The following is a 24,687-nucleotide window of genomic DNA, read 5'->3' on the forward strand; positions in this document are numbered from 1 at the left end:
CACCAGCGCGTCCAGCCGCCGTTAGTGCATTCCCCGAGTGATCGGGTTCGAAGTGATCAGTCGTCGTCGCCGTTGCCGAACAGGCCGAACTGCGCGGGATCGCGGGCGGGCTCGGCGAGGCCGAGGTGGCGGAAGGCGTGCGAGGTGAGCAGCCTTCCGCGCGGGGTGCGCTGCAGATAGCCGCACTGGATCAGATAGGGCTCGATGATGTCCTCGATGGCGTCCCGCGGCTCAGATAGCGCCGCCGCCATGGTCTCGACGCCGACCGGGCCGCCGCCATAGTTCATCGCGATCGTCGTCAGATAACGGCGGTCCATGGCATCGAGGCCGGCGGCATCGACTTCCAGCGCGCTCAGCGCGTGGTCGGCGATGGCGCGGTCGACCGAGCTGGCGTCGGCTGCGGATGCAAAATCGCGTACACGGCGCAGCAGGCGGCCGGCGATACGCGGCGTGCCGCGGGCGCGGCGCGCGATCTCGTTGGCGCCGTCAGGCGTCATGCCGATATTGAGCACGCGGGCGCCGCGGCTGACGATCTTCTCCAGCTCTTCCTCGGTGTAGAAGTTCAGCCGGATCGGAATGCCAAAGCGGTCACGCAGCGGATTGGTCAACAGCCCTGCGCGCGTCGTGGCTCCGACAAGGGTGAACTTTGCGAGATCGATCTTGACCGAACGCGCCGCCGGCCCCTCGCCGATGATGAGGTCGAGCTGGAAATCTTCCATCGCAGGGTACAGCACCTCCTCGACCGCCGGGCTGAGGCGATGGATTTCGTCGATGAACAGCACGTCGCGCTCTTCGAGATTGGTGAGCAGTGCTGCAAGGTCGCCGGCCTTGGCGATGACGGGACCGGACGTGGCGCGAAAGCCGACGCCGAGTTCGCGCGCGACGATCTGCGCCAGCGTGGTCTTGCCGAGGCCGGGAGGCCCGACGAACAGCACGTGGTCCAGCTCCTCGCCCCGCTTACGCGCGGCCTCGATGAAGATCGAGAGATTCTTGCGCGCCTGCGCCTGGCCGACGAACTCCGACAACAATTGCGGGCGCAGCGCGGTGTCGCCGACATCGTCGGAACGGCGCTCGGGGGCGACGATGCGGGAGGGGGTGTTCACCCGTTGCCCCTCCGGTACTTGTTGGGCAAAAGCTCGCCGATGGTGACGACCTTCGGCTCGCGGCCATTGTCGGGAACGATGACCCGCGCCTTTGCATCGTAATCGTGGATCAGCTCGCGACAGATGCCGCAGGGCGATACCACGGCGATACTGCCGGGCTCGTCCGGCTTGGGATGGCGCACGGCGACGATGGTCTCGATGCCGCGATCGCCGGTTTCGGTGATGGCGCGCCCAATGGCGATCGCCTCGGCGCAGACGGCGATCCGGCCGATATAGGCATCGATATTCACGCCAGTGACGATGCGGCCGTCGCGGGTGCGCATCGCAGCGCCGACCTCCTGCCACTTGTTGCGGTAACGCGGCCTGATCGCGTCAATCGCGGCGGCAATTAGTTCCTGGTCTTTCTTGCTCAACATGGCAGCAACGCATTCCTTCGACAGTCAGTGGCGAACATAGTCTATTTCGCCAGTTCCTTCAGGCCCAGCCGGATCAGTTGCGCGGTCTCGGCATTCTCGCCCGCGCTGCGCGAGGCGGCGGCGATGGCGGCGGCGGCCTGCGGCTGGCCGTAGCCGAGATTGACCAAAGCCGAGATCGCGTCGGTGACCGGGCGCGGCGCGCGGTGGCTGTCGATGGCGCCGGCCAGATGCACCACGGCGGGATCGACATTGGCGAAGGCAGGCGCCTTGTCCTTCAATTCAGAGACGATGCGCTCGGCGACCTTTGGCCCGACGCCGGGCGTGCGCGACACCGCGGCCTTGTCGCGCAGCGCAATCGCATTGGCGAGTTCAGCCGGAGGCAGCGTCGACAGCACGGCGAGCGCGACCTTGGCGCCGACGCCCTGCACGGTCTGCAAGAGGCGGAACCATTCGCGCTCGGTATCGGTGCGGAAGCCAAACAGTTTTATCTGATCCTCGCGGACATAAGTCTCGATCGACAGCACCGCGGCCTCGCCGGGCGACGGCAGCGCCTGCAGCGTGCGCGAGGAGCAATGCACCTGATAGCCGACGCCGCCGACGTCGAGGATCACGTAATCCTCGCCGTAGGAATCGATCAGGCCTTTGAGTTTACCGATCATTGGGGCAACTCGCTCGCGATGGTGGACCCAACGTTAGCGAGGGGCGCACGAGCGGACGGGTTCCCTCCCCCCTTGCGGGGGAGGGTTAGGGAGAGGGGTGCCGCTTGCTCAGTTGTCTGAGGCGAAGCACTCGCATCCTCACCCATCATCTTGCGGCGTTCGTTGATAGATTGTCGCCGCGCGACTTTGATCGGAGCCCGGGGCTTACCCCTCTCCCCAACCCTCCCCCGCAAGGGAGGAGGGAGCCTGATGAGTGTGCTCTCCTCACTTGGCATTACATGGCCACGGCTCATCATGCGCTCGCCACTTTCAGCCGCAGCGCCGCGCTTTGGCGGTGGTGGGCGTGGGTGATGGCGATCGCCAGCGCGTCGGCGGCGTCGGCGGATTTCGGTTCGGCCTTCGGCAGCAATATCTTCAGCATCACCGCGATCTGGTTCTTGTCGGCGTGGCCGGCGCCGACCACGGTTTTCTTGACTTGGTTGGGCGCATATTCCGCAACCGATATGCCGAACATCGCGGGCGCCAACATGGCGACGCCGCGGGCCTGGCCGAGTTTCAGGGTGGCGACGCCGTCCTTGTTGACAAAAGTCTGCTCCACCGCGGCTTCCGCCGGCCTGAAATCGCCGAGCACGGCGGCGAGCCCCTCATGGATCGCGAGCAGACGGCTCGCTATCGGCAGGTTGTCCGGCGGCTCCACCGACCCGCAGCCGATGAAGACAAGCCGGTTGCCCTCGGTCTCGATCACGCCCCAGCCGGTGCGGCGCAGGCCTGGATCGATGCCAATAATCCGGATGGGATGGCGAATCGGTGGGGATGTCATGGCGTAGTGATAACGCCAGAGCCGGATGAACGAAACATAAAGAGAACGGAAATCCCCTACCCCGGTCGTCGCCCCTTGCTCCTCTTGTCATCCCCGCCACCGGGTCGCGCGAACGCGCCCGATGACAGGCTCCGGCGGGGATCGAGTACGCCGCGGCTTATCGGCGCAATCACCACGGCCTCTGGATACTGGATCGCCCGGTCAAGCCGGGCGACGAAAGCGGAATATGGAGCGCTCCGGCGACGCGGCGCCCTACCCGCCCATCTTGGCGACCAGCGCGTCGGAGACTTCGAAATTGGCGTAGACGTTCTGCACGTCGTCGTGTTCGTTCAAGAGATCCATCAGCTTCAACAGCTTCTCGCCGGTCTCGTCGTCGACGGAGACCGTGTTCTGCGGCTTCCAGGTCAGCGCTGCCTTGCGGGCTTCGCCGAACTTGGCTTCCAACGCTTTCGCAACCTCGCGAAAGGTTTCCTGCGAGGCGTAGATCTCGTGGCCGCTTTCGCTGGATACGACGTCGTCGGCGCCGGCCTCGATGGCGGCTTCCAGCATCGCATCGTCGGAGGCCTTGCTGGCGTCGTATTCGATGATGCCGGTGCGGTCGAACATGAAGGCTACCGAGCCGGTTTCGCCGAGATTGCCGCCGGACTTGGTGAAGTAGGAGCGGATGTCGGAGGCGGCGCGGTTGCGGTTGTCCGTCAGCGCCTCGACAATGATGGCGACGCCGCCGGGGCCGTAGCCCTCGTAGCGGATCTCGTCATAGCTCTCGCTCTCACCGCCGATCGCCTTCTTGATGGCGCGCTCGATATTGTCCTTCGGCATGTTCTCCTGGCGTGCCGCGATCACGGCCGCACGCAGCCGGGGGTTCATCGCCGGGTCCGGCGTTCCAAGCTTGGCGGCGACCGTGATTTCGCGCGCCAGCTTGCTGAACAGCTTGGACTTCTGGGCATCCTGCCGGCCCTTGCGGTGCATGATGTTCTTGAATTGGGAATGGCCGGCCATGCGGAGTCTCTTGGATTCATCCGGGTGTAGGGGGTGAAGCGCGGCCTTATAGGCCGGCAACCGGCTGAAATCAAAGATTTACGGCCGATTCGACGACTAAAGTAGTGCGTGCCTACGGGAAAAACAGGCACTTGTTAACCATGACTTCATGCTCGGATGAGAGGATTTCGCACGCGCCCTCAACTTTTAAGGGACTCCATGGCCTTCGGTTTGTTCAAAAAGCAGGTGGCGGAACCGGCTTTACCTGCCGTTCAGCCCCAGGGTCAGCCGGCAGCCGCAATGACGGAGGCCGGCTCCGGCGATGGCGAGTCGGCCAGGGCGATCCTCGAACTTCTGGAACTCGAACTCGGCGCGATGATCCGCCAGCTCGAGCGGGCGGCCAATTCGGTCGCTGGCGGCGCCGAGGCGACCGCTGCGACGCTCTCCACCATTCGCCAGCGCACCGACGTCCTGACAAGCCGCACCAGCGCCGCACAGGGCACGGCGACGACGTTTTCGCACGCCGCCGACAAGTTCACCCAATCGGCGCAAGGGATCGGCTCCCAGGTGCGCGACGCCGGCAAGCTCGCCGACCAGGCCAGTGAGGCCGCCCGCGAAGCCGGCGCCAATGTCGACCGCCTGAGGGAATCATCGGCCGCGATCGGCAACGTGGTCAACCTGATCGCGCAGATCGCGCGGCAGACCACGCTCCTGGCGCTCAATTCCACCATCGAGGCCGCACGCGCCGGCGAAGCCGGGCGCGGTTTTGCCGTCGTCGCCATCGAGGTGAAGGCGCTTGCGGTGCAGACCCAGAACGCGACAGAGGAAATCACCAAGAAGATCGAGGCACTGCAGCGGGATGCCGCGGGCTCCGTCGATGCCGTGCATCGCATCACGCAGGCGATCGAGGCGATCCGTCCGGTGTTCGAGAACGTCAACGGCGCGGTCGCCGAGCAGAGTGCAACCACCGGCGAGATGGCCGACAATGCGGCCTCCGCTTCCAGCTTCATCGCTTCCGTCGGCGCCAGCGCCACCGAAATCGACAGCGCCACCAAGGAAGCCGAGGCCCATGGCGAAAGCGTCGCCAAGGCCGGACGGGCCGTCACCACGTTTGCGCAGAAGCTCAAGGCGCGTTGCGCGGTGCTGCTGCGGCAAGGAGAAAAGGAAGGCGAGCGCCCAGAGCGTCGCGAACAGCAAAAACTACCCTGCAGCCTCAAGATCGAAATCCAGACGCCGCGCGGCGCGATATCGGCGCCGGTCTACGAGATTTCGATGGATGGCATCCTGCTCAGCGGGCCGGACGCCGAAAGGCTCGCGCAGGGCCAGAGCTTCGAAGCGACGCTGCAGGATATCGGCGCTTGTCGCATTCGCGTCAGTGAGCGCTTGAAGGCCGGCACGCAGGCCAGGTTCGAGCGGTCCAATGCCGCGCTGATCGAGAAGATCGAAGACAAGCTGTGGTCGATCCAGGACGACAACACCGAAGCGATCACCCGCGCGATGGAAGCCGGCGCAGCGCTGAAGAAGATTTTCGAGAACGGTATCGATAGCGGCGCCATCTCGATGGAGGACATGTTCGACACCAACTATGTCGAGATACCAGGCAGCAACCCGGTGCAATACCGCACCAAAATCCTGGGCTGGGCCGATCGCGCGCTGCCGCCGTTCCAGGAAGCGTTCCTCGCCAAGGATCCGCGGATGGCGTTCTGCGCCATGATCGACACCAACGGCTATTTGCCGGTGCACAACAAAATCTATTCGCACCCGCAGCGCCCGGGCGACGTCACCTGGAATACCGCCAACAGTCGCAACCGCCGTATCTTCAACGATCCGGCCGGCTTAGCCGCCGGGCGCAATCAGCGCGCCTATCTGATCCAGAGCTACGCCCGCGACATGGGCAACGGCAACACCGTGATGATGCGCGAGATCGACGTGCCGATCCGCGTCAAGGGCCGCCACTGGGGCGGCTTCCGCACGGCCTACCGGCTGTAACCACCCTCGCCCTCACTGCGCATATTTCATCAAATTGCATGCGCCGTTTCGCGCGATTGCGCCGATGGCTGCCTGAAAAGCGTACCGTGAAGCGGATGCGCCTATCACGCTTTCGCCCTGAACCTTCCTTGTTCGAACTCGTTGATAGCCAGGCTTGGAACCGCGGCTCACGGCTCCCTCGGCGCCAGGTCAAGCGGGCTGGATCGTCCCCGCGCGGCCCCCTCGCGCACCAGCCAACGCAGGCGGAGATAGGGCAGGCGGAGATCAAGCAGGCGGAGGTCAAAAATGGCCAGATCTGGCGCAGCAAATCGTGTAACGCGGATGGCCACCGCGCCGGAGAAAATTCCGATCAGGCTGACCGTCAATGGCAACCACATGGAACTGACGGTCGCCCCGTGGACGACGTTGCTCGACGCGCTACGCGATCATCTTGACCTGACGGGCACCAAGAAGGGCTGCGACCACGGACAATGCGGCGCGTGCACCGTTCTGGTCGACGGGCGGCGGATCAATTCCTGCCTGACGCTGGCGGTGATGAAGCAAGGCGCCGAAATCATCACCATCGAGGGCCTTGCACACGACGGCGAGCTGCATCCGCTGCAGCAGGCCTTCATCGATCATGATGCATTTCAGTGCGGCTACTGCACGTCGGGGCAGATCTGCTCGGCCGCCGGGCTGATCGCCGAGGGCAAGGCCAAAACGGCCGATGAGATTCGCGAACTCATGAGCGGCAACATTTGTCGCTGCGGCGCCTATCCGAACATCGTGGCGGCGATCCAGCAGGCGAAGGAGCGATCATGATCCCCTTCCAATATGCGCGCGCAAACGACGTCGCCGATGCCATCAAGCAGATTGCCACGGATCCTTCGGCAAAATTCATCGCGGGCGGCACCAACCTGATCGACCTGATCAAATATGATGTCGAGGGTCCGAGCCGGCTGATCGATATTTCGCACCTGCCGCTCAGGAGCGTCGAACCAACCTCCGCCGGCGGCGTTCTGATCGGCGCGATGGTGCCGAACACCGACCTCGCCTACCACCCCCTGATCGAACAGCGCTATCCACTGCTCTCACGCGCGATACTATCAGGCGCGTCGCAGCAGTTGCGCAACATGGCCTCGACCGGCGGCAACCTGCTGCAGCGGACGCGCTGCTTCTATTATTACGACACGGCGACGCCGTGCAACAAACGTGAGCCGGGCAGCGGCTGCTCGGCGATCGATGGCGTCAACCGCATCAATGCGATCCTCGGAACGAGCGAGGCCTGCATCGCTACGCATCCTTCCGACATGTGCGTGGCACTTGCAGCGCTCGAAGCCACCGTGCATGTCGCAGGTCCGGCCGGGGCGCGCACCATCGCGTTTGCCGATTTCCATCGCCTGCCCGGCAACACGCCGCAGCGCGACACCAATCTGGAACCCGATGAGATCATCACGGCCATCGAGCTTCCGCCAAAAGGGTTCAGCGCGAACTATTCCTACCTGAAGATTCGCGATCGTCTGTCGTATGCGTTCGCGCTGGTATCGGTGGCGGCAGCGCTCGAACTCGACGGCGACACGATCAAGGAAGCTCGCCTGGCGCTCGGCGGCGTTGCGCACAAACCATGGCGCAGTACCGCGGCCGAAGCGGCCTTGCTCGGACAACGCACTGACGCGGCCGCATTTGCGAAGGCCGCGGATTGGTTGCTGCACGGCGCAAAAGGCTACGGACACAACAACTTCAAGATCGGCCTGGCGCGGCGCGCCATTATACGAACGCTCGGTCAGGCTGCGCGGGGCACGCCGCAGTCGAACTCCGACAAGAAAATACGGTGAGCGCCATGGCATCCTATATCGGATCAGCGACATCCCGCGTCGACGGCAGGGCCAAGGTCACCGGCGAAGCCAAATATGCCGGCGAGTTCAACGTCCCCGGCCTCGTCCATGGCTATGTCGTCGAATCGACAATTCCGAAGGGGCGGATCGTGCGCATCGACATCAGCGGGGCGCTGGAGGTTGACGGCGTGATCGACGTGCTGACCCATCGGAATCGGCCGCAGATGGCCGATAACGACGACGCCTATAAGGACGAAGTCGCGACGGAAAAAGGTTCACCCTATCGCCCGCTCTACGACGACATAGTCCTTTTCAGCGGACAACCGCTCGCGCTGGTGCTGGCCGAAGATTGGGAGACCGCGCGCGTCGCCGCTTCGCTGGTAAAGGTCGAGTACCAGAAGGCGCCTCACGTCACCGATCTGCACGCGGAGCGCGCCAACGCGTTTGCCATCGATAAGCCGGAGGAGCCGCGCGGCGATGCCGAAAAGGCATTTGCTTCCGCCGCCGTGCGCCACGAGGCCGAATATTTCATTCCGACCGAGCACCACAATCCGATGGAATTGTTCGCCTCGACGGCGATCTGGGATGACGGCAAGCTCACCGTCTACGACAAGACGCAGGGCGTGCAGAACGTCCAGCAATATCTCTGCGGCGTGTTCAAGTTGAAGCCGGACGCGGTTCGCGTCATGTCGCCCTATATGGGCGGCGGTTTCGGCTCCGGCCTGCGCCCACAATATCAGGTTGTTCTGGCTGTGCTGGCGGCGCGCGCGCTCAAACGTCCGGTTCGCGTCATGCTCAGCCGGGCACAGATGTACGCCCTAGGCCACCGGCCGGCGACGATCGAACGCCTCGCGCTCGGCGCCAATAGTGACGGCACGCTCGATGCAATGACGCATGAGGCCATCGCCGTGACCTCGCAGTTCGAGGAATTCGCGCGCAACGACACCGGCTGGGGCAATCTGCTTTACAAGAGTCCCAACGCGAAATTCGAGCACAAGCTGGTGAAGCTCGACGTGCCGACATCCTGCGACATGCGCGCGCCGGGGGCTGCGACCGGCGTCTACGCGCTCGAATGCGCGATGGACGAACTCGCCGTCGCGCTCAAGATGGATCCGGTGCAGTTGCGGCTGCAATGCTATTCCGACCGCGATCAAGGCGCGGATATTCCCTATACCAGCAAGCAACTGCGTGAGTGCTACCGGCAGGGCGCGGCTGCGTTCGGCTGGGACAAGCGCAAAGCGGAGCCGCGCTCCATGCGCGAGGGCAGCGACCTGGTCGGCTGGGGCATGGCATCCGGCGTATGGGAGGCGCTGCAGATGCCCACCACGGTGCGCATCGTGCTGACGGCGAACGGCCATGCGGAAGTGGCGACCGCGGCCTCGGATATCGGCACCGGCACCTACACGATCATGGCGCAAGTCGCGGCCGACATGCTCGGCCTGCCGATCGACAATATCAGCGTCAAGCTCGGCGATTCCACGCTGCCGCAATGTCCGCTCGAAGGCGGCTCGTGGATCGCGTCCTCAGTGTGCAACGCGATTGCCAATACCGCCCGCGCGGTTCGCGGCGACCTGCTGAAGCTTGCAATCGGCATGAAGGATTCGCCGCTGACAGGCACCGGCGTGGACGACGTCGCGCTGATCGACGGCAAGATCATCAGCAGGCGGGATGCGACCCGCGCGGTCTCGATTGCCAGCGCGATGCAGTCCGGCAACGCCGATCGCATCACGCGCGAGGAGGCCAACAAGGTTGCCGAAGACAAGTCGCGCGCGCGCAATGTCCACTCCGCCATCTTTGCGGAGGTCAGGGTGGACGAACAGCTTGGCGTGATCCGCGTGACCCGCGTGGTCAATGCCGTCGCCGCCGGCCGCATCCTCAACCCGAAGACCGCCCACAGCCAGGTCATGGGTGGCGTGGTCTGGGGAATCGGCATGGCGCTGCACGAGGAAACGCTGTTCGACCACCGCTTCGGACGCGTCATGAACGCCAATATCGCCGAATACCATGTGCCCGTGAATGCCGACGTGCACGACATCAAGGTGATCTTCGTCGACGAGCCGGATGAGATCGTCAACCCGCTCGGTATCAAGGGCCTCGGCGAGATCGGCATTGTCGGCGTGGCGGCGGCGATCGCCAACGCGGTCTATCACGCGACAGGAAAGCGCGTGCGCGACCTGCCAATCACGCTCGACAAGATGGTTCAGTTCAATTGAAGCCCGCGCGGCCTCACGCCCAAAACGCCGGCACGGTCGGCTCGAGCCTGCCGCCGGCCCGCACCGGCGCAACACGCAGCGCGAGGCCGGTTAAATCATCGGTCTCGACCGCAACGCCACTGAGTGTCGCGACGCCGGCCGCGGGTTCGAAGCGGGCTGATGGAATACCCGTCGTAAAGCGCCGCAGCGGCTCTTCCTTCTGCATGCCGATGATGGAATCATAGTCGCCGGTCATGCCGGCGTCTGTCATGTAGGCGGTGCCGCCGGCGAGGATCTGATGATCGGCAGTCGGGACATGGGTGTGCGTGCCGACGACGAGGCTGGCGCGGCCGTCGCAGAAATAGCCGATGCCTTGTTTCTCGCTTGTCGCCTCGGCATGGAAATCGACCACGATCGCATCCGCGGCTTCGCCCAGCGGGCAGGCTTCGAGCTCCTGATTGAGCACTGTGAAGGGATCGTCGAACGGCGTCATGAAGACGCGGCCGATCGCGTTGATAACGAGCGCGCGCTTGCCGTTCTTGGTATCGACCAGCGCCGCTCCTCGGCCCGGCGTGCCCTTTGGATAGTTCGCGGGCCGCACCAGTTTTGGCGCGCGCTCGATGAACACCAGCGCCTCGCGCTGATCCCAGGCGTGATTGCCGAGTGTGATGGCATCCGCTCCGGCGTCGAGCAATTCCTGATAGACCGCCTCGGTGATGCCGAACCCGCCGGCGGAGTTCTCGCCATTGACGACGACAAAGTCGAGCGCCCAATCCCTGATCATGCCGGGCAGATATGCCGCGACCGCGGCGCGCCCAGCGCGACCGACCACGTCACCAACGAAGAGAATACGCAAAGTTCAGCTCCGGAAATCGAACACTTTCTTTTCCGTTAGCACATAATCCAGCGCCACGTCGTGCGGCAGCGCGGGAACGGCTTTTATTTCCTGCACGGAAAAAGCGGTGCCGACAGCCGTAATGGCCTTCGCCTTGCGCAAGTGGGCGAGCGTGAAGTCGTAATGTCCGGCGCCATAGCCGATGCGGTGGCCGGCGCGGTCGAACGCCGCCAGCGGCACCAGCATGATATCGGGAACGAGTTCGGCCGCCGCCGGCGACGGTTCGAGAATGCCGAGCGGCCCCATCATCAGCCTGTCGTCAGGCGACCACGCGCGAAACGCCAGCGATTTGCCACGTGACAGCACCGCCGGCAGCGCGAGCTTCGCTCCCTGCTCGGCGAGCTTGCGCATCAGAGGGGCCGGATCGATCTCGCTGCGGATCGGCGAATATCCGGATACGACGAGCCCTGGATCGATTTCGAACGGCAGGCCGCGCTTCGCCATCGCCTGCGCCGCAGCCGCGCGCTGTTCGTCGCTCAACGCATCGCGTTTCGCCAGAGCTGCGGCGCGGAGGTCGGCTTTCGACAGGGTTGCCGTCATGCAGTATCTTTCCGCTGTCATCACCCGCGACCCGTCCGCCGAAGCTCAACGAGCGTAGGCGAAAGGCGGGTGATCCAGTATTCCAGAGACTTCAGTGATTCAACCGAGACGCCGCGGCGTACCGGATACCCCGCATGCGCGGGGTATGACGGGACGTGCGCGGGTAGGACGAGGTCGCAAGCAACAACAAATTAAAGTGCGAGGCCGCGAACGCCGTTGAAGCACTCGATCCCGGAGTTCCCTACGAAAGTAGGTGGGCACCATATGTCCGGATCCACGGACCCGGCCAGGGACAGTTCCCTAAAGGATCGATAAGGCCCCGGGGATATATGGCTCCTGACGCACGACGCAGCTTCGCGGAATGCAATGTAAGCGTTACGAGGCGAGTCCGCCAGCGGTTAGCGGTTGTCCTCCCTAACGCCGAAGAGTGGACGGGCCGGCAAAGGATTGCGCGCTCGCCCTTAGATTGCGCTTCACTTCACCCTCCCCTGGAGGGGGAGGGTGAAGAATTGGCGCGGGCTTCACCCGATCGCGACGCCACTGCCGATGGTGCGGTTGATGACCTGCGTGGTTTTTTCGATGCGGTCGGCGGCGGCGTTGAGTGCGTTGGCGACGGCGACCTGGGTGGCCTTGGCGCGATCGGCGGCGGCGGTGCGGACGTTGCGCAGGGTTTCGAGTTCGCCCTCCAGCGCGCGGATGCGCGCGTTGGCATCCAGCAATTCGTCGCACACGGTGAGCGCGGCCATCACGGTGAGGCGCGCATCGCCGATCTCGCCGAACTTGCCGCGCAACTCTCCGACCCGCGATTCCAGGCTCTCCGCGAGCTTCAGCAGCCGCACCTCCTGCCCTTCCTCGCAGGCCATGCGGTATTGCCGGCCGTTGATGGTGACGTTGATGTGACTCATTCACTCTCTCCGGCGTCGGCATCGAGCACCGCACGGATGGTGCCGATTGCGGCATCCAGCTTTTCCGATATCTCGCGGTTGGTGCGCTCCAGCCGCCGCGTCTTCACCAGCGAACCGTCGAGTTCGTCGGCGAGCCGCGAGCGATCGGCGCCGAGCGCCTGGATCCGGCTCGCCAGCTCGTTCTCGTCGCGGTCGGCGTCGCGCCGCCGCTCGGCCGCGGCCTCGAGCGCATCGAGCGCCATCATCAGGCGCCGCGTGGCGGCATCGATGTCGACTTGGACCGGCTCGGCATTGCCAGCCCCGTTGGTGTGACGATCGCTCATGAGAGACAGCGCGCACCCTCGCGGTAGGCCCGCCGCACGGCAGCAAAATCCGCGGTTCGGCAAGCGGTTAGAGCCCGAAATTTACGTGGCAAGCGAGCCAAGCGCAACGCCCGCGCGAAGCTATGCACCGCTAAGCAACTTTTCGCATCGCAAGGGCGTTTCCACGCCTTGGACTCCCGGGGATTGAGGTGCTATCCAGCCCGCACTTTCCCTCAAACACGCCCGTATTGCGGCCTTCGCCCGGTACATACCCCTAACCAAGCACCTCATTTCAGGCGGATTTTCACATGACGCAGGTCGATCATACCCGTATGGCCAATGCGATTCGCGGGCTTGCCATGGATGCCGTCGAAAAGGCGAAATCCGGCCATCCCGGCCTACCGATGGGCGCCGCCGACATCGCGACCGTGCTGTTCACGCAGTTCCTCAAATTCGATGCGGCGGCTCCGACCTGGCCCGACCGCGACCGCTTCGTGCTCTCGGCCGGCCACGGCTCGATGCTGCTCTATGCCTTGCTGTACCTCACCGGCAACAAGGACATGACGCTCGATCAGATCCGGAATTTCCGTCAGCTCGGCTCCAAGACGCCGGGGCACCCGGAGAATTTCGAGACCAGCGGCGTCGAGACCACCACCGGCCCGCTCGGCCAGGGCATCGCTACCTCGATCGGCATGGCGCTGGCGGAGAAGATGCTGGCCGCCGAGTTCGGCAAGAAGGTGGTCAGCCACCACACCTATGTGCTCGCCTCCGACGGCGACCTGATGGAAGGCGTGTCGCAGGAAGCGATCGCGATGGCCGGGCACTGGAAGCTGAACAAGCTGATCGTGCTGTATGACAACAACGGCATCTCGATCGATGGCCCGACCTCGCTCGCCGATTCGGTCGACCAGGTGAAGCGCTTCAAGTCCGCGGGCTGGGCGGCCGAACTGATCGACGGCCAGGACCCGAAGGCGATTGCCGCCGCGATCGCCCGCGCGCAAAAATCCAACAAGCCGTCGCTGATCTCCTGCAAGACCACGATCGGTTACGGCGCGCCGACGCGGGCCGGCACGGCGAAGGCCCATGGCGAGGCGCTCGGCGCTGACGAGCTCAAGGGCGCCAAGGAAAAGCTCGGCATTTCGCTCGACGCCTTCTCGGTGCCGGACGATGTGCTGAAGGCATGGCGTGCCGCCGGCAGCCGCGGCGCTGCCGCGCGCGAGGAATGGGAAAGCGTTTTCGCCGAGCTCGGCCCGCGCAAGCGCGCCGAGTTCGAGCGGCGGATGCGGCACGAGCGGCCGGCTGCGCTGTCGAAGGCGCTGCGGGCGCACAAGAAGGCGCTATTGGAATCGCCGCTGAATGTTGCCACGCGTAAATCTTCCGAAGCTGCGATCGAGGCGATCGCCGCCGCGATGCCGATGGAATTTTTGGCGGGTTCGGCCGACCTCACCGGCTCCAACAACAACAAGGCGAAGTCGGCAGTGGCGTTCTCGGCCAAGACGCCGAAGGGCCGCTTCATCCACTACGGGATCCGCGAGCACGGCATGGCCGCGGCGCTGAGCGGCATCTTCCTGCATGGCGGCTTCGCGCCGAACGGCGCGACCTTCCTGGTGTTCACGGACTACGCGCGGCCTGCGATGCGGATCGCCGCGCTGATGGGCGCGGGCGTCGTCTACGTGATGACCCATGATTCGATCGGGCTCGGCGAGGACGGGCCGACGCATCAGCCGGTCGAGCATCTCGCGGCACTTCGCGCCATTCCCAACATGCGCGTGTTCCGCCCGTGCGACGCCGTCGAGGTCGCGGAATGCTGGGAACTGGCGCTCAACCGTGTCGACGGCCCGACGGTGCTGGCGCTCACCCGCCAGAACCTGCCGCAGCTTCGCACCAGTGCGCCCAACGATAATCCTTGCGCGCATGGCGCCTATGAGTTGGTCGCGGCGCAGGGCGAGGCAAAAGTGTCGCTGTTCGCCTCGGGCTCCGAGGTCGAGATCGCGGTGGCTGCCCAAAAGCAACTGAGCGAGCGTGGCATCCCGTCGCGGGTGGTCTCGGTGCCCTCGCTCGAGCTCTTGCTGGAACAGCCGCCGGACCGAAAGAAAGCCATTATCGGCAATGCGCCGATCAAGGTCGCCATCGAGGCCGCGGTACGCTGGGGCTGGGACGCCGTGATCGGCCAGGATGGTGAATTCATCGGCATGCACGGTTTCGGGGCTAGCGCTCCCGCCAAGGACCTTTTCAAGCACTTCGGAATTACTGCCGAGGCTGCGGTTAACGCTGTCCTGAAGCGCGTGGGCTGACGGTTGAGGTTGAGGGGAAAAAGGACTACCTAGACCCCTATATTGACCGTTCCCGCCCGGCCGAACCGGGCGTTCCGCCGTCAGCACCTCCGTGGAACGTCTCCGCGGGGCGGGCACCGGCTATCAGAGGAGAAACCAGCATGGCAGTCCGCATCGCGATCAACGGATTTGGCCGCATCGGCCGCAATATCTTGCGCGCCATCGCGGAATCCGGCCGCAAGGATATCGAAGTGGTCGGCATCAACGATCTCGGCCCGGTCGAGACCAACGCCCACCTGCTACGCTTCGATTCCGTGCACGGCCGCTTCCCCGGCACCGTGACCGTTGACGGCGACTCCATCAGCCTCGGCAACGGCAAGATCAAGGTCTCCGCCGAACGCGATCCGTCGAAGTTGCCGTGGAAGGCGCTCGGCGTCGACATTGCGCTGGAATGCACCGGCATCTTCACGGCCAAGGACAAGGCCTCCGCGCATCTGACCGCCGGCGCCAAGCGCGTGCTGGTCTCGGCGCCCGCCGACAACGCTGACGCCACCATCGTCTACGGCGTCAACCACGACACCCTGACCAAGGATCACCTGGTCGTCTCCAACGGCTCCTGCACCACCAACTGCCTGGCGCCGCTCGCCAAGGTCTTGAACGACACCGTCGGCATCGAGACCGGCTTCATGACCACGATCCACGCTTACACTGGCGACCAGCCGACGCTCGACACCCTGCACAAGGATCTCTATCGCGGCCGTGCGGCGGCGATGTCGATGATCCCGACCTCGACCGGTGCGGCGAAGGCGATCGGCCTCGTGCTCCCCGAACTGAAGGGCAAGCTCGACGGCGTCGCGATCCGCGTGCCGACCCCGAACGTGTCGGTGGTCGATCTCAAGATCGTCGCCAAGCGCGCCACCGATACCAAGGAAATCAACGCGGCGATGAAGCGCGCCTCCGAGCAGCAGCTCAAGGGCATCCTCGGCTACACCACCGCGCCGAATGTCTCGATCGACTTCAACCACGATCCCCACTCGTCGACATTCCACGAGGACCAGACCAAGGTGCAGAACGGCACGCTGGTGCGCGTGATGTCGTGGTACGACAATGAATGGGGTTTCTCCAACCGCATGGCGGACACCGCCGTGGCGATGGGGAAGCTGCTGTAAGTCTCGTGTCCCGGAGGCGGCGCGGCACGAAGTGACGCGACGCAGAGCCGGGACCCACTCCAGCGTAGAGGTCCCGGTTCTGCACAGCGGCCTTCGCCGCAGTGCGTCCGGGACAAGAGAGCGCAAATGCCGAAAACATTCCGAACCCTCGATGACGTCGACGTGAAGGGCAAGCGCGTGCTGCTGCGCGTCGACCTCAACGTGCCCATGGAGAACGGCCGGGTCACCGACGCGACCAGGCTCGAGCGCGTCGCGCCGACCATCACCGAAATTTCCGACAAGGGCGGCAAGGTCATCCTGCTCGCCCATTTCGGCCGCCCGAAGGGGCGCGACGCCAAGGATTCGCTGAAGCCCGTCGCGGCAGCGCTCAGCCACGTCATCAAGAAGCCGGTTGCGTTTGCCGACGACTGCATCGGCGAGGCTGCCGCCAGGGCCGTCGGCGCCATGAAGGACGGCGATATCCTCTGCCTGGAAAATACCCGTTTCCATAAAGAGGAAGAGAAAAACGATCCGGCGTTCGTAGCCGAGCTGGCAAAGCTCGGCGACATCTGGGTCAACGACGCCTTTTCGGCGGCGCACCGCGCGCACGCTACGACCGAAGGTCTTGGCCGCAAGCTGCCCGCCTATGCCGGCCGCACCATGCAGGCCGAACTCGACGCGCTGGGCAAAGCGCTGGAAGCGCCGACCAAGCCGGTTATCGCGATCATTGGCGGCGCAAAAGTCTCCACCAAGATCGATCTGCTCGAAAACCTGGTGACCAAGGTCGATGCGCTGGTGATCGGCGGCGGCATGGCCAACACCTTCCTGCACGCGCAGGGCGTCGGCGTCGGCAAGTCGCTGGCGGAAAAAGACCTCGCCGCAACCGCGCTGCGCATCCTAGAAAAGGCCACCGCTGCGAACTGCGCCATCATCCTCCCCGTCGATGCCGTGGTCGCCTATCACTTCGCCGCCAACTCGCCGTCGCATGCCTATGGCCTCGACGCCATCCCGGCCGACGGCATGATCCTCGACGTCGGGCCGCAATCGATCGCGCGGATTCACGCCGCAATCGACGACGCCGCGACGCTGGTCTGGAACGGCCCGCTCGGTGCGTTCGAAATGACGCCGTTCGACCGCGGCACGGTGGTTGCGGCCAAGCACGCAGCGGAGCGCACCAAGGCGAAGAAGCTGATCTCGGTTGCCGGCGGCGGCGATACGGTCGCGGCGCTGAACCAGGCTGGCGTGGCCGATGATTTTTCCTACGTCTCGACGGCCGGCGGCGCGTTTCTCGAATGGATGGAAGGTAAACCGCTTCCTGGCGTGGAAGTTCTCAAACTGCGTTAGACCGGGACCCAATGAAGCGCCAAAGGCGCGGCAGATACAGGAGAATTTGAATGGCTCGCATTACCTTGCGTCAACTGCTCGATCATGCGGCAGAGCACGATTACGGGGTGCCGGCGTTCAACATCAACAACATGGAGCAGGCGCTCGCCATCATGGAGGCTGCCTCCTCGGTCGACGCGCCCGTCATTATCCAGGCTTCGCGCGGCGCGCGCTCCTATGCCAACGACGTGATGCTCAAGCACATGATGGATGCCGTCACCGAAATTTATCCGCAGATTCCGGTCTGCGTGCATCTCGACCACGGTAACGAGCCCGCGACCTGCATGACCGCGATCCAGGCCGGCTTCACCTCGGTCATGATGGACGGCTCGCTCAAGGCCGACGGCAAGACCCCCGGCGATTGGGACTACAATGTCGGCGTGACCAAGACGGTTACCGACATGGCCCATCTCGGCGGCATCTCGGTGGAAGGCGAGCTCGGCGTGCTCGGCTCGCTGGAGACCGGCATGGGCGACAAGGAAGACGGCCACGGCGCCGAGGGCAAGCTGTCGCACGACCAGTTGCTCACCAACCCCGACGAAGCCGTGAAGTTCGTCAAGGAGACCAAGGTCGATGCGCTGGCGATCGCGATGGGCACCTCGCACGGTGCCTACAAGTTCACCCGCAAGCCGGACGGCGACATCCTCGCCATGAACGTGATCGAGGAAATCCATCGCAAGCTGCCGAACACGCATCTGGTGATGCACGGCTCGTCCTCGGTGCCGCAGGATCTGCAGGAAATCATCAATGCCAATGGCGGCAAGATGAAGCCGACCTGGGGTGTGCCGGTGTCCGAGATTCAGCGCGGCATCAAGAACGGCGTGCGCAAGATCAACATCGATACCGACAACCGCATGGCGATGACCGGGCAGATCCGCAAGGTCTTCAAGGAAAATCCGGAAGAGTTCGACCCGCGCAAGTATCTCAAGCCCGCGATGGAAGCGATGGCCAAGCTGTGCAAGCAGCGGCTGCAGGAATTCAATACCGCAGGGCAAGCCAGCAAGATCAAGAAGGTGCTGACGACGGCCGAAATGGCCAAGCGGTACGGCAAGGGTGAGCTGGACCCGCGGGTCGCCTGAGCCGGCGCCCCGCGCCTTGCAAACACCCAGGGTGCGACGAACGTTTTCTAGGCAATTGCCCGAGAACCGCCTATTTTGGTGCGCAAGGGCATGATGTTTCGGAGAACGTTCCCATGAATCTTGCTGACCTCAACAAGGTTGCCCTCGCCATGGTCACCCCAGGCAAGGGCATTCTCGCCGCCGACGAATCCTCGGGCACGATCAAGAAGCGTTTTGACGCCATCAAGGTCGAATCCACGGAGGAGAATCGCCGCGACTACCGTGAAATGTTGTTCCGCTCCACCGAGGCGATGAGCAAGTACGTCTCGGGCGTCATCCTCTACGACGAAACTATCTGGCAGAACGCCAAGGACGGCACGCCGCTGGTCAAGCTGATCGAGCAGTCCGGCGCCATCCCCGGCATCAAGGTCGATGAAGGAACGCAAGCGCTGCCGCAATGTCCGGGCGAACTGGTGACCGTCGGCCTCGACAAGCTCGCCGAGCGCCTGAAAAAATATTACGAGCGCGGCGCGCGCTTCGCCAAGTGGCGTGCAGTGATCGATATCGGCAGCGGCATCCCCACACAGACGGCGATCCACGTCAACGCGCATGCGCTGGCGCGCTACGCCGCACTGTGCCAGGCGGCGCAGATCGTGCCGATCGTCGAACCGGAAGTGCTGATGGACGGCGATCACGATCTCGAGCGCTGCTACGATGTGACCCAGCGTGTGCTGAACAAGACATTCCAGGAACTGCGGGTCCAGCGTGTCGAGCTCGAGGGCATGGTGCTGAAGCCCAACATGGCCATTTCAGGCAAGAAGTGCGGAAAGCAGGCTTCCGTCGAAGAAGTCGCGGAGAAGACCGTTCGTATGCTGAAAGCCTGCGTGCCCGCGGCCGTGCCCGGCATCGCCTTCCTCTCCGGCGGACAATCCGATGAGGAAGCGACCGCGCATCTGAATGCCATGAACCGGATCGGCGGCCTGCCCTGGCGGCTGACCTTCTCCTATGGCCGGGCGCTGCAGGCGGCGCCGCAGAAGGCGTGGTCGGGTAAGGCCGAGAACGTCGCCGCAGGCCAGCGCGCGTTCACACACCGTGCGCGGATGAACGCGCTGGCGAGCAAGGGCGAATGGGACACCGGCCTGGAAAAGAAGGTCGCCTAGACTTGTCCAACAAACCCGTTCCGCCGCGCCCGGCGCCGCGCCTCTATCTCGCGACGCCCGAGGTGGACGATCCATCGCAGCTCGCAAACCAGCTTCCGGAGCTGTTGGCCGCGGCCGACGTCGCGGCGGTGCTGCTGCGGCTGAAGCAGACCGACCAACGCACTATGATCGCGCGCGTGAAAGCACTTGCGCCCGCGATCCAGAATAGCGGCGCGGCGCTGTTGCTCGACGGCCATGTCGAACTGGTGGCGCGCGCCGGCGCCGACGGTGCGCATCTGACCGGCCTCGGCGCGCTGGAAGATGCCTGGCCGTCGCTGAAGCCGGACCGCATCGCCGGCATCGGCGGCCTTGCAACGCGGCACGATTCGATGGCCGCGGGCGAAGCCGGCGCCGACTACGTGCTGTTCGGCGAGCCCGATGCCAAGGGCCAGCGGCCTTCGACTGAAGCGATTGCCGAGCGGCTGCAATGGTGGGATGAACTGTTCGAGCCGCCCTGCGTCGGCTTTGCCGCCTCGCGCGAGGAGCTTTTCGAATTTGCGGCTGCCGGCGCCGATTTCGTGCTGGTCGGCGATTTCATCTGGGCCGACCCGCGCGGCGCCAAGGCGGCGCTGATCGATGCCGCACAGGCAATCGCGCAAGCGTACGAAGCCGCGTTCGGAAAAGCCAAAGCTGGTACCGATAAGCCCGGCACGGATACGGCCGGGCACGGATAACGCCGGACAATGAAACTCCTGCGTCCCATATCGCTGCTTGCGGGCCTCGTGATGACGATGGCCGGCGCCTCCGCGCAGGTCTCGCTGACACCGCCTGCCGCACAGCCGCCTGCCGGGCAGCCGCCCGCCAGCCCGCCGCCGGCGAAAAAGGAAGCGCCGCCCAAGCCAAAAGCGCCGCCCGCTGCGAAGCAGCCTCCCGCCGCGCCGCCGAAGCCGGCGGCAGCGCCCAAACCGGCGGCAACGGCCACGCCGGCCCCCTCGCCGACGACGGCCTTCGAGGATCCCAACGTCGATCTCGTCTACGGCGCCTATCAGCGCGGCATGTACAAGACGGCGTTCGATCTCGCGACGACGCGCGCGCAATATAACGGCGACCCAAAGGCGATGACGATGCTGGGCGAACTCTACGCCAACGGGCTCGGCATCAAGCGCGACTATGCGAAGGCCGCCGATTGGTACCAGCGTGCGGCCGATGCCGGCGACCGCGAGGCCATGTTCGCGCTCGCCATGATGCGGCTGTCCGGCCGCGGCGGGCCGACCAATCGGGAACAGGCCGTCAAGCTCCTGGCCTCCGCGGCCAAGCTCGGCAACCCGAAGGCGGCCTACAATCTGGCGCTGCTCTACCTCGACGGCAACACGCTGCCGCAGGACGTCCGGCGCGCCGCCGAACTGCTGCGCGTCGCAGCCGACGCAGGCAGTCCGGAAGCACAATACGCGTTAGCTACCTTCTACAAGGAAGGGACCGGCGTGCCGAAGGACATCGACAAGGCTGTGCGGCTGCTGCAAGCGGCATCGCTGGCCGACAATGTCGACGCCGAGGTCGAATATGCGATTGCGCTCTACAACGGCACCGGCACGCCGAAGAACCAGGCCGCGGCGGTCGCGCTGCTGCGCAAGGCGGCACGGCAGAACTCGCCGATCGCGCAGAACCGGCTCGCCCGCGTGCTGGTCACCGGACAGGGCGCGCCGATGGACAAGATCGAGGGCTTCAAGTGGCACATTGTCGCCAAGACCGCCGGCAAGGGCGACCCCGAGCTGGACGAAAGGTTCTCCGAGATCAGTCCCGAAGAACGCGCCAAGGCCCAGGAAGCCGCGAAAAAATGGATCGGTACCGCCAGTAAATGACGCCTTGACGGCGGCGGCTCCAGAGGGCACCCATGCCTCTCCCGTCATCCCTAGAGTGCTCGCGACATGCGAGCCTCGAAGGATGAACGACCCGCCGGTGGCCGTTGTCCTTTAAGACGCGCGTCCCGCGCTCCCCAGCAATAACGGCGTAGCCGTTGTGCGGGGATGACGGAACAAGACTCAGTCCGCCACTTACGATCATCGCGCCAACGAAACCTGTTCATCATGCTCTACTCCGCCCTTATCAACGTCATGGTGAAAGCCGCGCGTCGCGCCGGCCGCAGCCTCAAGCGCGACCTCGGCGAGATCGAGCATCTGCAGGTGTCGCTGAAGGGGCCGGCGAACTTCGTCACCAAGGCCGACAAGCGCGCCGAGGAAATGCTGTACGAGGACCTCGCCAAGGCACGCCCCGGCTACGGTTTCATCGGCGAGGAAGGCGGCACGCGCGAAGGCGCCGACAAGACCCACACCTGGATCGTCGATCCGCTCGACGGCACCACCAACTTCCTGCACGGCATTCCGCAATTCGCGATCTCGATCGGGCTGGCGCGCGAGGGCACCATCATTGCCGGCGTGATCTATAATCCCGCCAATGACGAGCTCTACATCGCCGAGCGCGGCAAGGGCGCGTTCCTCAACGACCAGCGGCTGCGCGTCGCCGGCCGCCGCCAGCTCAACGAATGCGTGGTCGCCTGCGGCCTGCCGCATATCGGCCGTGGCGACCATGCGCTGGCGCTGAAGGAAATGGCCGCGCTGCAAAACAAGGTCGCCGGCTTCCGCCGCTTCGGCGCCGCCTCGCTCGACCTCGCCTTCGTCGCTGCCGGCCGCCTCGACGGCTACTGGGAACGTAACCTGTCGCCGTGGGATATCGCAGCGGGGCAGATCATGGTGCGGGAAGCAGGCGGCACGATCTCAGGGATCGAGGGCAATGACGACGCGCTGAAGACCGGGCACGTGGTCTGCGGCAACGAGTTCGTGCACGGAGAACTGGTGAAGATACTGAAGCCGCTGGGAAAATAGGGCGACGGTTCCAAGCCACGCGCGTCGCTTCATCCGCGATCGGGTGATGCAGCCTTCCAGAGGCGGCGGAAGCACTCGGACGAGCCTCGGCGCCCCCAGCCAAAATATTGAAAACAACCCCATGCACAGTAGCCGGCACTCGTCGAGTGCCGAAGTAGACATTTGACACGTCGGGCAAATCAGCGAGACAAGACCATCATCCACCGAAGGTAGCGATTGTAACAAGTCGTGCGGGGACAATAGGTCGCGGGCAGGTCGCGCCATGGCGCACCTGAACGCAGGACCCAAACGAGGCCATCGAGCACGCGGCGGTCATCTACTCGCCGAACGCCGCGCGGCTTGTTCGGTAACATCGGCTTAATGGCGGTCCACTCATGTTCGCTGAATTCGTAGCGCATGATTCGAGGCTTCGGTTTCGAAGCTTGAATGACGTCCAGGGTAGCGCCATCAATCCGCACCGGTCCCTAGCGACTCCGCCAATGCTCTGAATTTACTTCCGCTTTCGGAGGCATAGCCGACATGGCCGGACTTGCCGCTGGGTTGCCCGTGTAGCGATTGACCCAACCCGGAACTTGGCTCGGTCCCCTCCTTGCGCCGCATCATCTCTTCGCCGGTAGTTGACTGTTCCGGTCTTGGTGGCGTTCAACGATTTTCGGCAAGCTGCGCGATCAACCGGCAGGCAGCTTCAATAAGTTCGTGGACCACATCTGCCGCAGGCTTCATCGCCTGCACCAAGCCGACGCTCTGTCCCGCAAGAAAGTCCATCGACTCGAGGTCGCCGGAAGCGTCTGGCGTTGGCGGAAATCCCATGAAACGCAAGAGGGGGACCGGCTGACCTCCGATCTTAGTCTCTCCAATGCGCGGTTCATCGGAGCGCTGCTCGCTGCCACGGGTTTCCTCCGGCAGCCAGCGTTCCACGAAGGGCGTGCGCAATGTTCGATGTGGCGCGTTCGGCCAGCCATAGCCGAAAAGCGTGGTACGGACCGTCTGATCTTCGGTCGCGTCGAGGATCTTCTGTTTGTAAACAGGATGGGCATACGCTTCAGGTGTTGCGATCAGCCGGGTGCCGATCATCACGCCCTGCGCGCCGAGCGCTAGGGCGGCCACCAGTCCCCGCGCATCGCCAATGCCGCCGGCCGCGACCACTGGAAGAGGTGCCACGGCGTCAACAACACGCGGCACAAGCGCCATAGTGGTGACCTCGCCGGCGACGTGTCCACCTGCTTCTACGCCCTGCGCAACGATGGCATCGACCCCAGCACGTACCGCCCTTTTCGCATCGGCCACGGACCCGACCTGATCGATGACTTTCACGCCGGCCGCGTGTGCTTGCGAGACATAAGGCGTTGGATCGCCCCAGAAGGTCTCGAGCACCGGGACGCGCTCCTCCAGACAAACCTCAACCACAGCCTGCACCGGGAATGATAAATGCGGCCCGCTGAGGAGCACGCCGACCCCGAACGGCCTGCTTGTGAGCGAGCGGAGGCGGCGAATCTCCTTGCGGAGCACGGGCGGCGGACTGCCACTGAACGAGATAATGCCGAGTCCACCAGAATTGCTGATTGCTGCGGCGAGCTCGGGACCGGTGATGAAGCCCATTGGTGCGGCGAGGATGGGTGCTTCGATGCCGAGCACCTGACAAAGTGGCGTGCGAAGCATGTCTCACTCCTGCATACCCTTTCGCGCCGCCCCCCGCTTCAGACAACTACCGAGGGAGGAGGTCAGCACTATGTTGGTTGCGGGTTCGGGCGCTGCAAAACCCCATCCCTCTCAGTGGGAAGAGGCATTCAGCAACGGGCCAAGGGACCACGCTGCCGTTGAAGTTCATTGCAGTATCCCGGCAGAGGCTAGGGTTCAAACCGTCCTGAGCGAAGTGGCCAGGCAAGGAGAAGTGCATTAACGGCCCATGGTTGCAATGCACAAGTCGGATGCCGCACATCGCGTCATTCGCTGCGATGCAAGCCGGTGCGACGTGACGCTTCCCCGAGGCTGATCAGCGAACCGGTCGCCGCGATCGTCTCGAGCACCTGCAATCCACGCTCAAGTGACTGATGAGTTCCCCCCGGCGGCGGCTCTTCGGCCGCGGACAATACTCTGGTCCGTATCTTTCTCGGAGCATTGACCAGCCGTGGAACGGACTTCGCATTGGCGGAATTTACCCTCGCGATGGTCACCGCGCTGTTTCACTGTATGA

23 protein-coding genes, 1 other RNA gene and 1 pseudogene are annotated in these 24,687 nt (G+C 64.4%); 12 read left to right on the forward strand and 13 right to left on the reverse strand.

What is annotated here, in order from left to right:
- Positions 1 to 56: 56 nt before the first annotated feature.
- From ruvB to YUO_RS0122035, 5 genes are all read right to left on the reverse strand, one after another.
- The gene (gene ruvB, locus YUO_RS0122015; protein ID WP_028349218.1) at positions 57 to 1,103 is read right to left on the reverse strand and encodes a Holliday junction branch migration DNA helicase RuvB; all 1,047 of its coding nucleotides are present in this window, start codon (positions 1,101 to 1,103) and stop codon (positions 57 to 59) included.
- Positions 1,100 to 1,519: a cytidine deaminase gene (locus YUO_RS0122020; protein WP_028349219.1), complete on the reverse strand. Its 420-nt coding sequence runs from the start codon at positions 1,517 to 1,519 to the stop codon at positions 1,100 to 1,102. Before YUO_RS0122020 ends, ruvB begins: the two co-directional genes overlap by 4 nt.
- Positions 1,520 to 1,560: 41 nt before the next feature.
- Positions 1,561 to 2,178, reverse strand: coding sequence for a Holliday junction branch migration protein RuvA (gene ruvA / locus YUO_RS0122025; RefSeq protein WP_028349220.1), 618 nt, complete (start codon positions 2,176 to 2,178; stop codon positions 1,561 to 1,563).
- A gap of 292 nt (positions 2,179 to 2,470) precedes the next feature.
- Entirely contained in the window at positions 2,471 to 2,998 is a 528-nt protein-coding gene (gene ruvC / locus YUO_RS0122030; protein ID WP_028349221.1) for a crossover junction endodeoxyribonuclease RuvC, read from the reverse strand.
- Positions 2,999 to 3,250: 252 nt separating this feature from the next.
- Complete coding sequence (locus tag YUO_RS0122035; protein WP_028349222.1) at positions 3,251 to 3,997, reverse strand: YebC/PmpR family DNA-binding transcriptional regulator; 747 nt, start codon at positions 3,995 to 3,997, stop codon at positions 3,251 to 3,253.
- Positions 3,998 to 4,195: 198 nt separating this feature from the next.
- Here YUO_RS0122035 and YUO_RS0122040 point away from each other — a divergent pair, with 198 nt between their 5' ends.
- The 4 genes from YUO_RS0122040 (at position 4,196) to YUO_RS0122055 (ending at position 9,992) form a co-directional block, all read left to right on the forward strand.
- Positions 4,196 to 5,965 carry a methyl-accepting chemotaxis protein gene (locus tag YUO_RS0122040; RefSeq protein ID WP_028349223.1) on the forward strand — a complete coding sequence of 590 codons (1,770 nt, stop codon included), beginning with the start codon at positions 4,196 to 4,198 and terminating at the stop codon, positions 5,963 to 5,965.
- A 321-nt stretch (positions 5,966 to 6,286) separates the two neighbouring features.
- Positions 6,287 to 6,766 carry a (2Fe-2S)-binding protein gene (locus YUO_RS0122045; RefSeq protein ID WP_028349224.1) on the forward strand — a complete coding sequence of 160 codons (480 nt, stop codon included), beginning with the start codon at positions 6,287 to 6,289 and terminating at the stop codon, positions 6,764 to 6,766.
- On the forward strand, positions 6,763 to 7,779 hold the full coding sequence (locus YUO_RS0122050) for an FAD binding domain-containing protein (protein ID WP_028349225.1): 1,017 nt from the start codon (positions 6,763 to 6,765) through the stop codon (positions 7,777 to 7,779). The genes YUO_RS0122045 and YUO_RS0122050 overlap by 4 nt, the downstream gene beginning before the upstream one ends.
- Before the next feature lie 5 nt (positions 7,780 to 7,784).
- Entirely contained in the window at positions 7,785 to 9,992 is a 2,208-nt protein-coding gene (locus tag YUO_RS0122055) for a xanthine dehydrogenase family protein molybdopterin-binding subunit (RefSeq protein WP_028349226.1), read from the forward strand.
- Positions 9,993 to 10,005: 13 nt separating this feature from the next.
- Here the strand turns inward: YUO_RS0122055 and YUO_RS0122060 are convergent, their stop codons facing one another.
- The 5 genes from YUO_RS0122060 to YUO_RS0122075 all read right to left on the reverse strand — a co-directional run bounded on the left by YUO_RS0122060 (position 10,006) and on the right by YUO_RS0122075 (position 12,634).
- A complete protein-coding gene (locus YUO_RS0122060; protein WP_028349227.1) occupies positions 10,006 to 10,827 on the reverse strand; it encodes a TIGR00282 family metallophosphoesterase in 822 nt (273 codons plus the stop codon).
- Between the two features lie 3 nt (positions 10,828 to 10,830).
- Positions 10,831 to 11,406 carry a 5-formyltetrahydrofolate cyclo-ligase gene (locus tag YUO_RS0122065; protein ID WP_028349228.1) on the reverse strand — a complete coding sequence of 192 codons (576 nt, stop codon included), beginning with the start codon at positions 11,404 to 11,406 and terminating at the stop codon, positions 10,831 to 10,833.
- A 197-nt stretch (positions 11,407 to 11,603) separates the two neighbouring features.
- A non-coding RNA gene (gene ssrS, locus YUO_RS44320) (6S RNA) lies at positions 11,604 to 11,764 on the reverse strand.
- A 163-nt stretch (positions 11,765 to 11,927) separates the two neighbouring features.
- Positions 11,928 to 12,311, reverse strand: coding sequence for a cell division protein ZapA (locus YUO_RS0122070; protein ID WP_028349229.1), 384 nt, complete (start codon positions 12,309 to 12,311; stop codon positions 11,928 to 11,930).
- Positions 12,308 to 12,634: a DUF4164 domain-containing protein gene (locus tag YUO_RS0122075; RefSeq protein WP_028349230.1), complete on the reverse strand. Its 327-nt coding sequence runs from the start codon at positions 12,632 to 12,634 to the stop codon at positions 12,308 to 12,310. Before YUO_RS0122075 ends, YUO_RS0122070 begins: the two co-directional genes overlap by 4 nt.
- Positions 12,635 to 12,921: 287 nt before the next feature.
- Between YUO_RS0122075 and tkt the strand changes: the two genes are divergently transcribed.
- The 8 genes from tkt to YUO_RS0122115 all read left to right on the forward strand — a co-directional run bounded on the left by tkt (position 12,922) and on the right by YUO_RS0122115 (position 22,493).
- A complete protein-coding gene (tkt, locus tag YUO_RS0122080; RefSeq protein ID WP_028349231.1) occupies positions 12,922 to 14,907 on the forward strand; it encodes a transketolase in 1,986 nt (661 codons plus the stop codon).
- A gap of 140 nt (positions 14,908 to 15,047) precedes the next feature.
- Positions 15,048 to 16,055, forward strand: a complete 1,008-nt coding sequence (gene gap, locus YUO_RS0122085; protein ID WP_028349232.1) for a type I glyceraldehyde-3-phosphate dehydrogenase — start codon at positions 15,048 to 15,050, stop codon at positions 16,053 to 16,055.
- 126 nt (positions 16,056 to 16,181) lie between these two features.
- On the forward strand, positions 16,182 to 17,378 hold the full coding sequence (locus YUO_RS0122090) for a phosphoglycerate kinase (RefSeq protein WP_028349233.1): 1,197 nt from the start codon (positions 16,182 to 16,184) through the stop codon (positions 17,376 to 17,378).
- A 50-nt stretch (positions 17,379 to 17,428) separates the two neighbouring features.
- Positions 17,429 to 18,496 carry a class II fructose-bisphosphate aldolase gene (fba, locus tag YUO_RS0122095; RefSeq protein ID WP_028349234.1) on the forward strand — a complete coding sequence of 356 codons (1,068 nt, stop codon included), beginning with the start codon at positions 17,429 to 17,431 and terminating at the stop codon, positions 18,494 to 18,496.
- A gap of 113 nt (positions 18,497 to 18,609) precedes the next feature.
- Entirely contained in the window at positions 18,610 to 19,635 is a 1,026-nt protein-coding gene (locus YUO_RS0122100) for a class I fructose-bisphosphate aldolase (protein ID WP_028349235.1), read from the forward strand.
- A 2-nt stretch (positions 19,636 to 19,637) separates the two neighbouring features.
- On the forward strand, positions 19,638 to 20,348 hold the full coding sequence (locus tag YUO_RS0122105; protein WP_028349236.1) for a thiamine phosphate synthase: 711 nt from the start codon (positions 19,638 to 19,640) through the stop codon (positions 20,346 to 20,348).
- Between the two features lie 9 nt (positions 20,349 to 20,357).
- Positions 20,358 to 21,473, forward strand: coding sequence for a tetratricopeptide repeat protein (locus YUO_RS0122110; RefSeq protein WP_028349237.1), 1,116 nt, complete (start codon positions 20,358 to 20,360; stop codon positions 21,471 to 21,473).
- Between the two features lie 225 nt (positions 21,474 to 21,698).
- The gene (locus YUO_RS0122115) at positions 21,699 to 22,493 is read left to right on the forward strand and encodes an inositol monophosphatase family protein (protein ID WP_028349238.1); all 795 of its coding nucleotides are present in this window, start codon (positions 21,699 to 21,701) and stop codon (positions 22,491 to 22,493) included.
- Positions 22,494 to 22,693: 200 nt separating this feature from the next.
- Here the strand turns inward: YUO_RS0122115 and YUO_RS44895 are convergent.
- The 3 genes and pseudogenes from YUO_RS44895 to YUO_RS48960 all read right to left on the reverse strand — a co-directional run.
- Positions 22,694 to 22,891: pseudogene (locus YUO_RS44895) on the reverse strand (transposase); the annotation flags it as partial.
- Between the two features lie 244 nt (positions 22,892 to 23,135).
- Positions 23,136 to 24,152 (reverse strand): NAD(P)H-dependent flavin oxidoreductase, encoded by a 1,017-nt coding sequence (locus tag YUO_RS0122120; RefSeq protein WP_028349239.1) that lies wholly within the window; start codon positions 24,150 to 24,152, stop codon positions 23,136 to 23,138.
- Positions 24,153 to 24,436: 284 nt separating this feature from the next.
- A complete protein-coding gene (locus YUO_RS48960; protein WP_083754668.1) occupies positions 24,437 to 24,667 on the reverse strand; it encodes a helix-turn-helix domain-containing protein in 231 nt (76 codons plus the stop codon).
- Positions 24,668 to 24,687: the final 20 nt, after the last annotated feature.

It is taken from the genome of Bradyrhizobium murdochi, from assembly GCF_000472965.1.
Taxonomy (GTDB): domain Bacteria; phylum Pseudomonadota; class Alphaproteobacteria; order Rhizobiales; family Xanthobacteraceae; genus Bradyrhizobium; species Bradyrhizobium murdochi.

Coding starts and splice junctions, on each gene's coding strand:
- YUO_RS0122020 (WP_028349219.1), bottom strand. CDS start 1,519: ATGTTGAGCAAGAAAGACCAGGAACTAATTGCCGCCGCGATTGACGCG.
- ruvA (WP_028349220.1), bottom strand. CDS start 2,178: ATGATCGGTAAACTCAAAGGCCTGATCGATTCCTACGGCGAGGATTAC.
- ruvC (WP_028349221.1), bottom strand. CDS start 2,998: ATGACATCCCCACCGATTCGCCATCCCATCCGGATTATTGGCATCGAT.
- YUO_RS0122035 (WP_028349222.1), bottom strand. CDS start 3,997: ATGGCCGGCCATTCCCAATTCAAGAACATCATGCACCGCAAGGGCCGG.
- YUO_RS0122040 (WP_028349223.1), top strand. CDS start 4,196: ATGGCCTTCGGTTTGTTCAAAAAGCAGGTGGCGGAACCGGCTTTACCT.
- YUO_RS0122045 (WP_028349224.1), top strand. CDS start 6,287: ATGGCCACCGCGCCGGAGAAAATTCCGATCAGGCTGACCGTCAATGGC.
- YUO_RS0122050 (WP_028349225.1), top strand. CDS start 6,763: ATGATCCCCTTCCAATATGCGCGCGCAAACGACGTCGCCGATGCCATC.
- YUO_RS0122055 (WP_028349226.1), top strand. CDS start 7,785: ATGGCATCCTATATCGGATCAGCGACATCCCGCGTCGACGGCAGGGCC.
- YUO_RS0122065 (WP_028349228.1), bottom strand. CDS start 11,406: ATGACGGCAACCCTGTCGAAAGCCGACCTCCGCGCCGCAGCTCTGGCG.
- YUO_RS0122070 (WP_028349229.1), bottom strand. CDS start 12,311: ATGAGTCACATCAACGTCACCATCAACGGCCGGCAATACCGCATGGCC.
- YUO_RS0122075 (WP_028349230.1), bottom strand. CDS start 12,634: ATGAGCGATCGTCACACCAACGGGGCTGGCAATGCCGAGCCGGTCCAA.
- tkt (WP_028349231.1), top strand. CDS start 12,922: ATGACGCAGGTCGATCATACCCGTATGGCCAATGCGATTCGCGGGCTT.
- gap (WP_028349232.1), top strand. CDS start 15,048: ATGGCAGTCCGCATCGCGATCAACGGATTTGGCCGCATCGGCCGCAAT.
- YUO_RS0122090 (WP_028349233.1), top strand. CDS start 16,182: ATGCCGAAAACATTCCGAACCCTCGATGACGTCGACGTGAAGGGCAAG.
- fba (WP_028349234.1), top strand. CDS start 17,429: ATGGCTCGCATTACCTTGCGTCAACTGCTCGATCATGCGGCAGAGCAC.
- YUO_RS0122100 (WP_028349235.1), top strand. CDS start 18,610: ATGAATCTTGCTGACCTCAACAAGGTTGCCCTCGCCATGGTCACCCCA.
- YUO_RS0122110 (WP_028349237.1), top strand. CDS start 20,358: ATGAAACTCCTGCGTCCCATATCGCTGCTTGCGGGCCTCGTGATGACG.
- YUO_RS0122115 (WP_028349238.1), top strand. CDS start 21,699: ATGCTCTACTCCGCCCTTATCAACGTCATGGTGAAAGCCGCGCGTCGC.
- YUO_RS0122120 (WP_028349239.1), bottom strand. CDS start 24,152: ATGCTTCGCACGCCACTTTGTCAGGTGCTCGGCATCGAAGCACCCATC.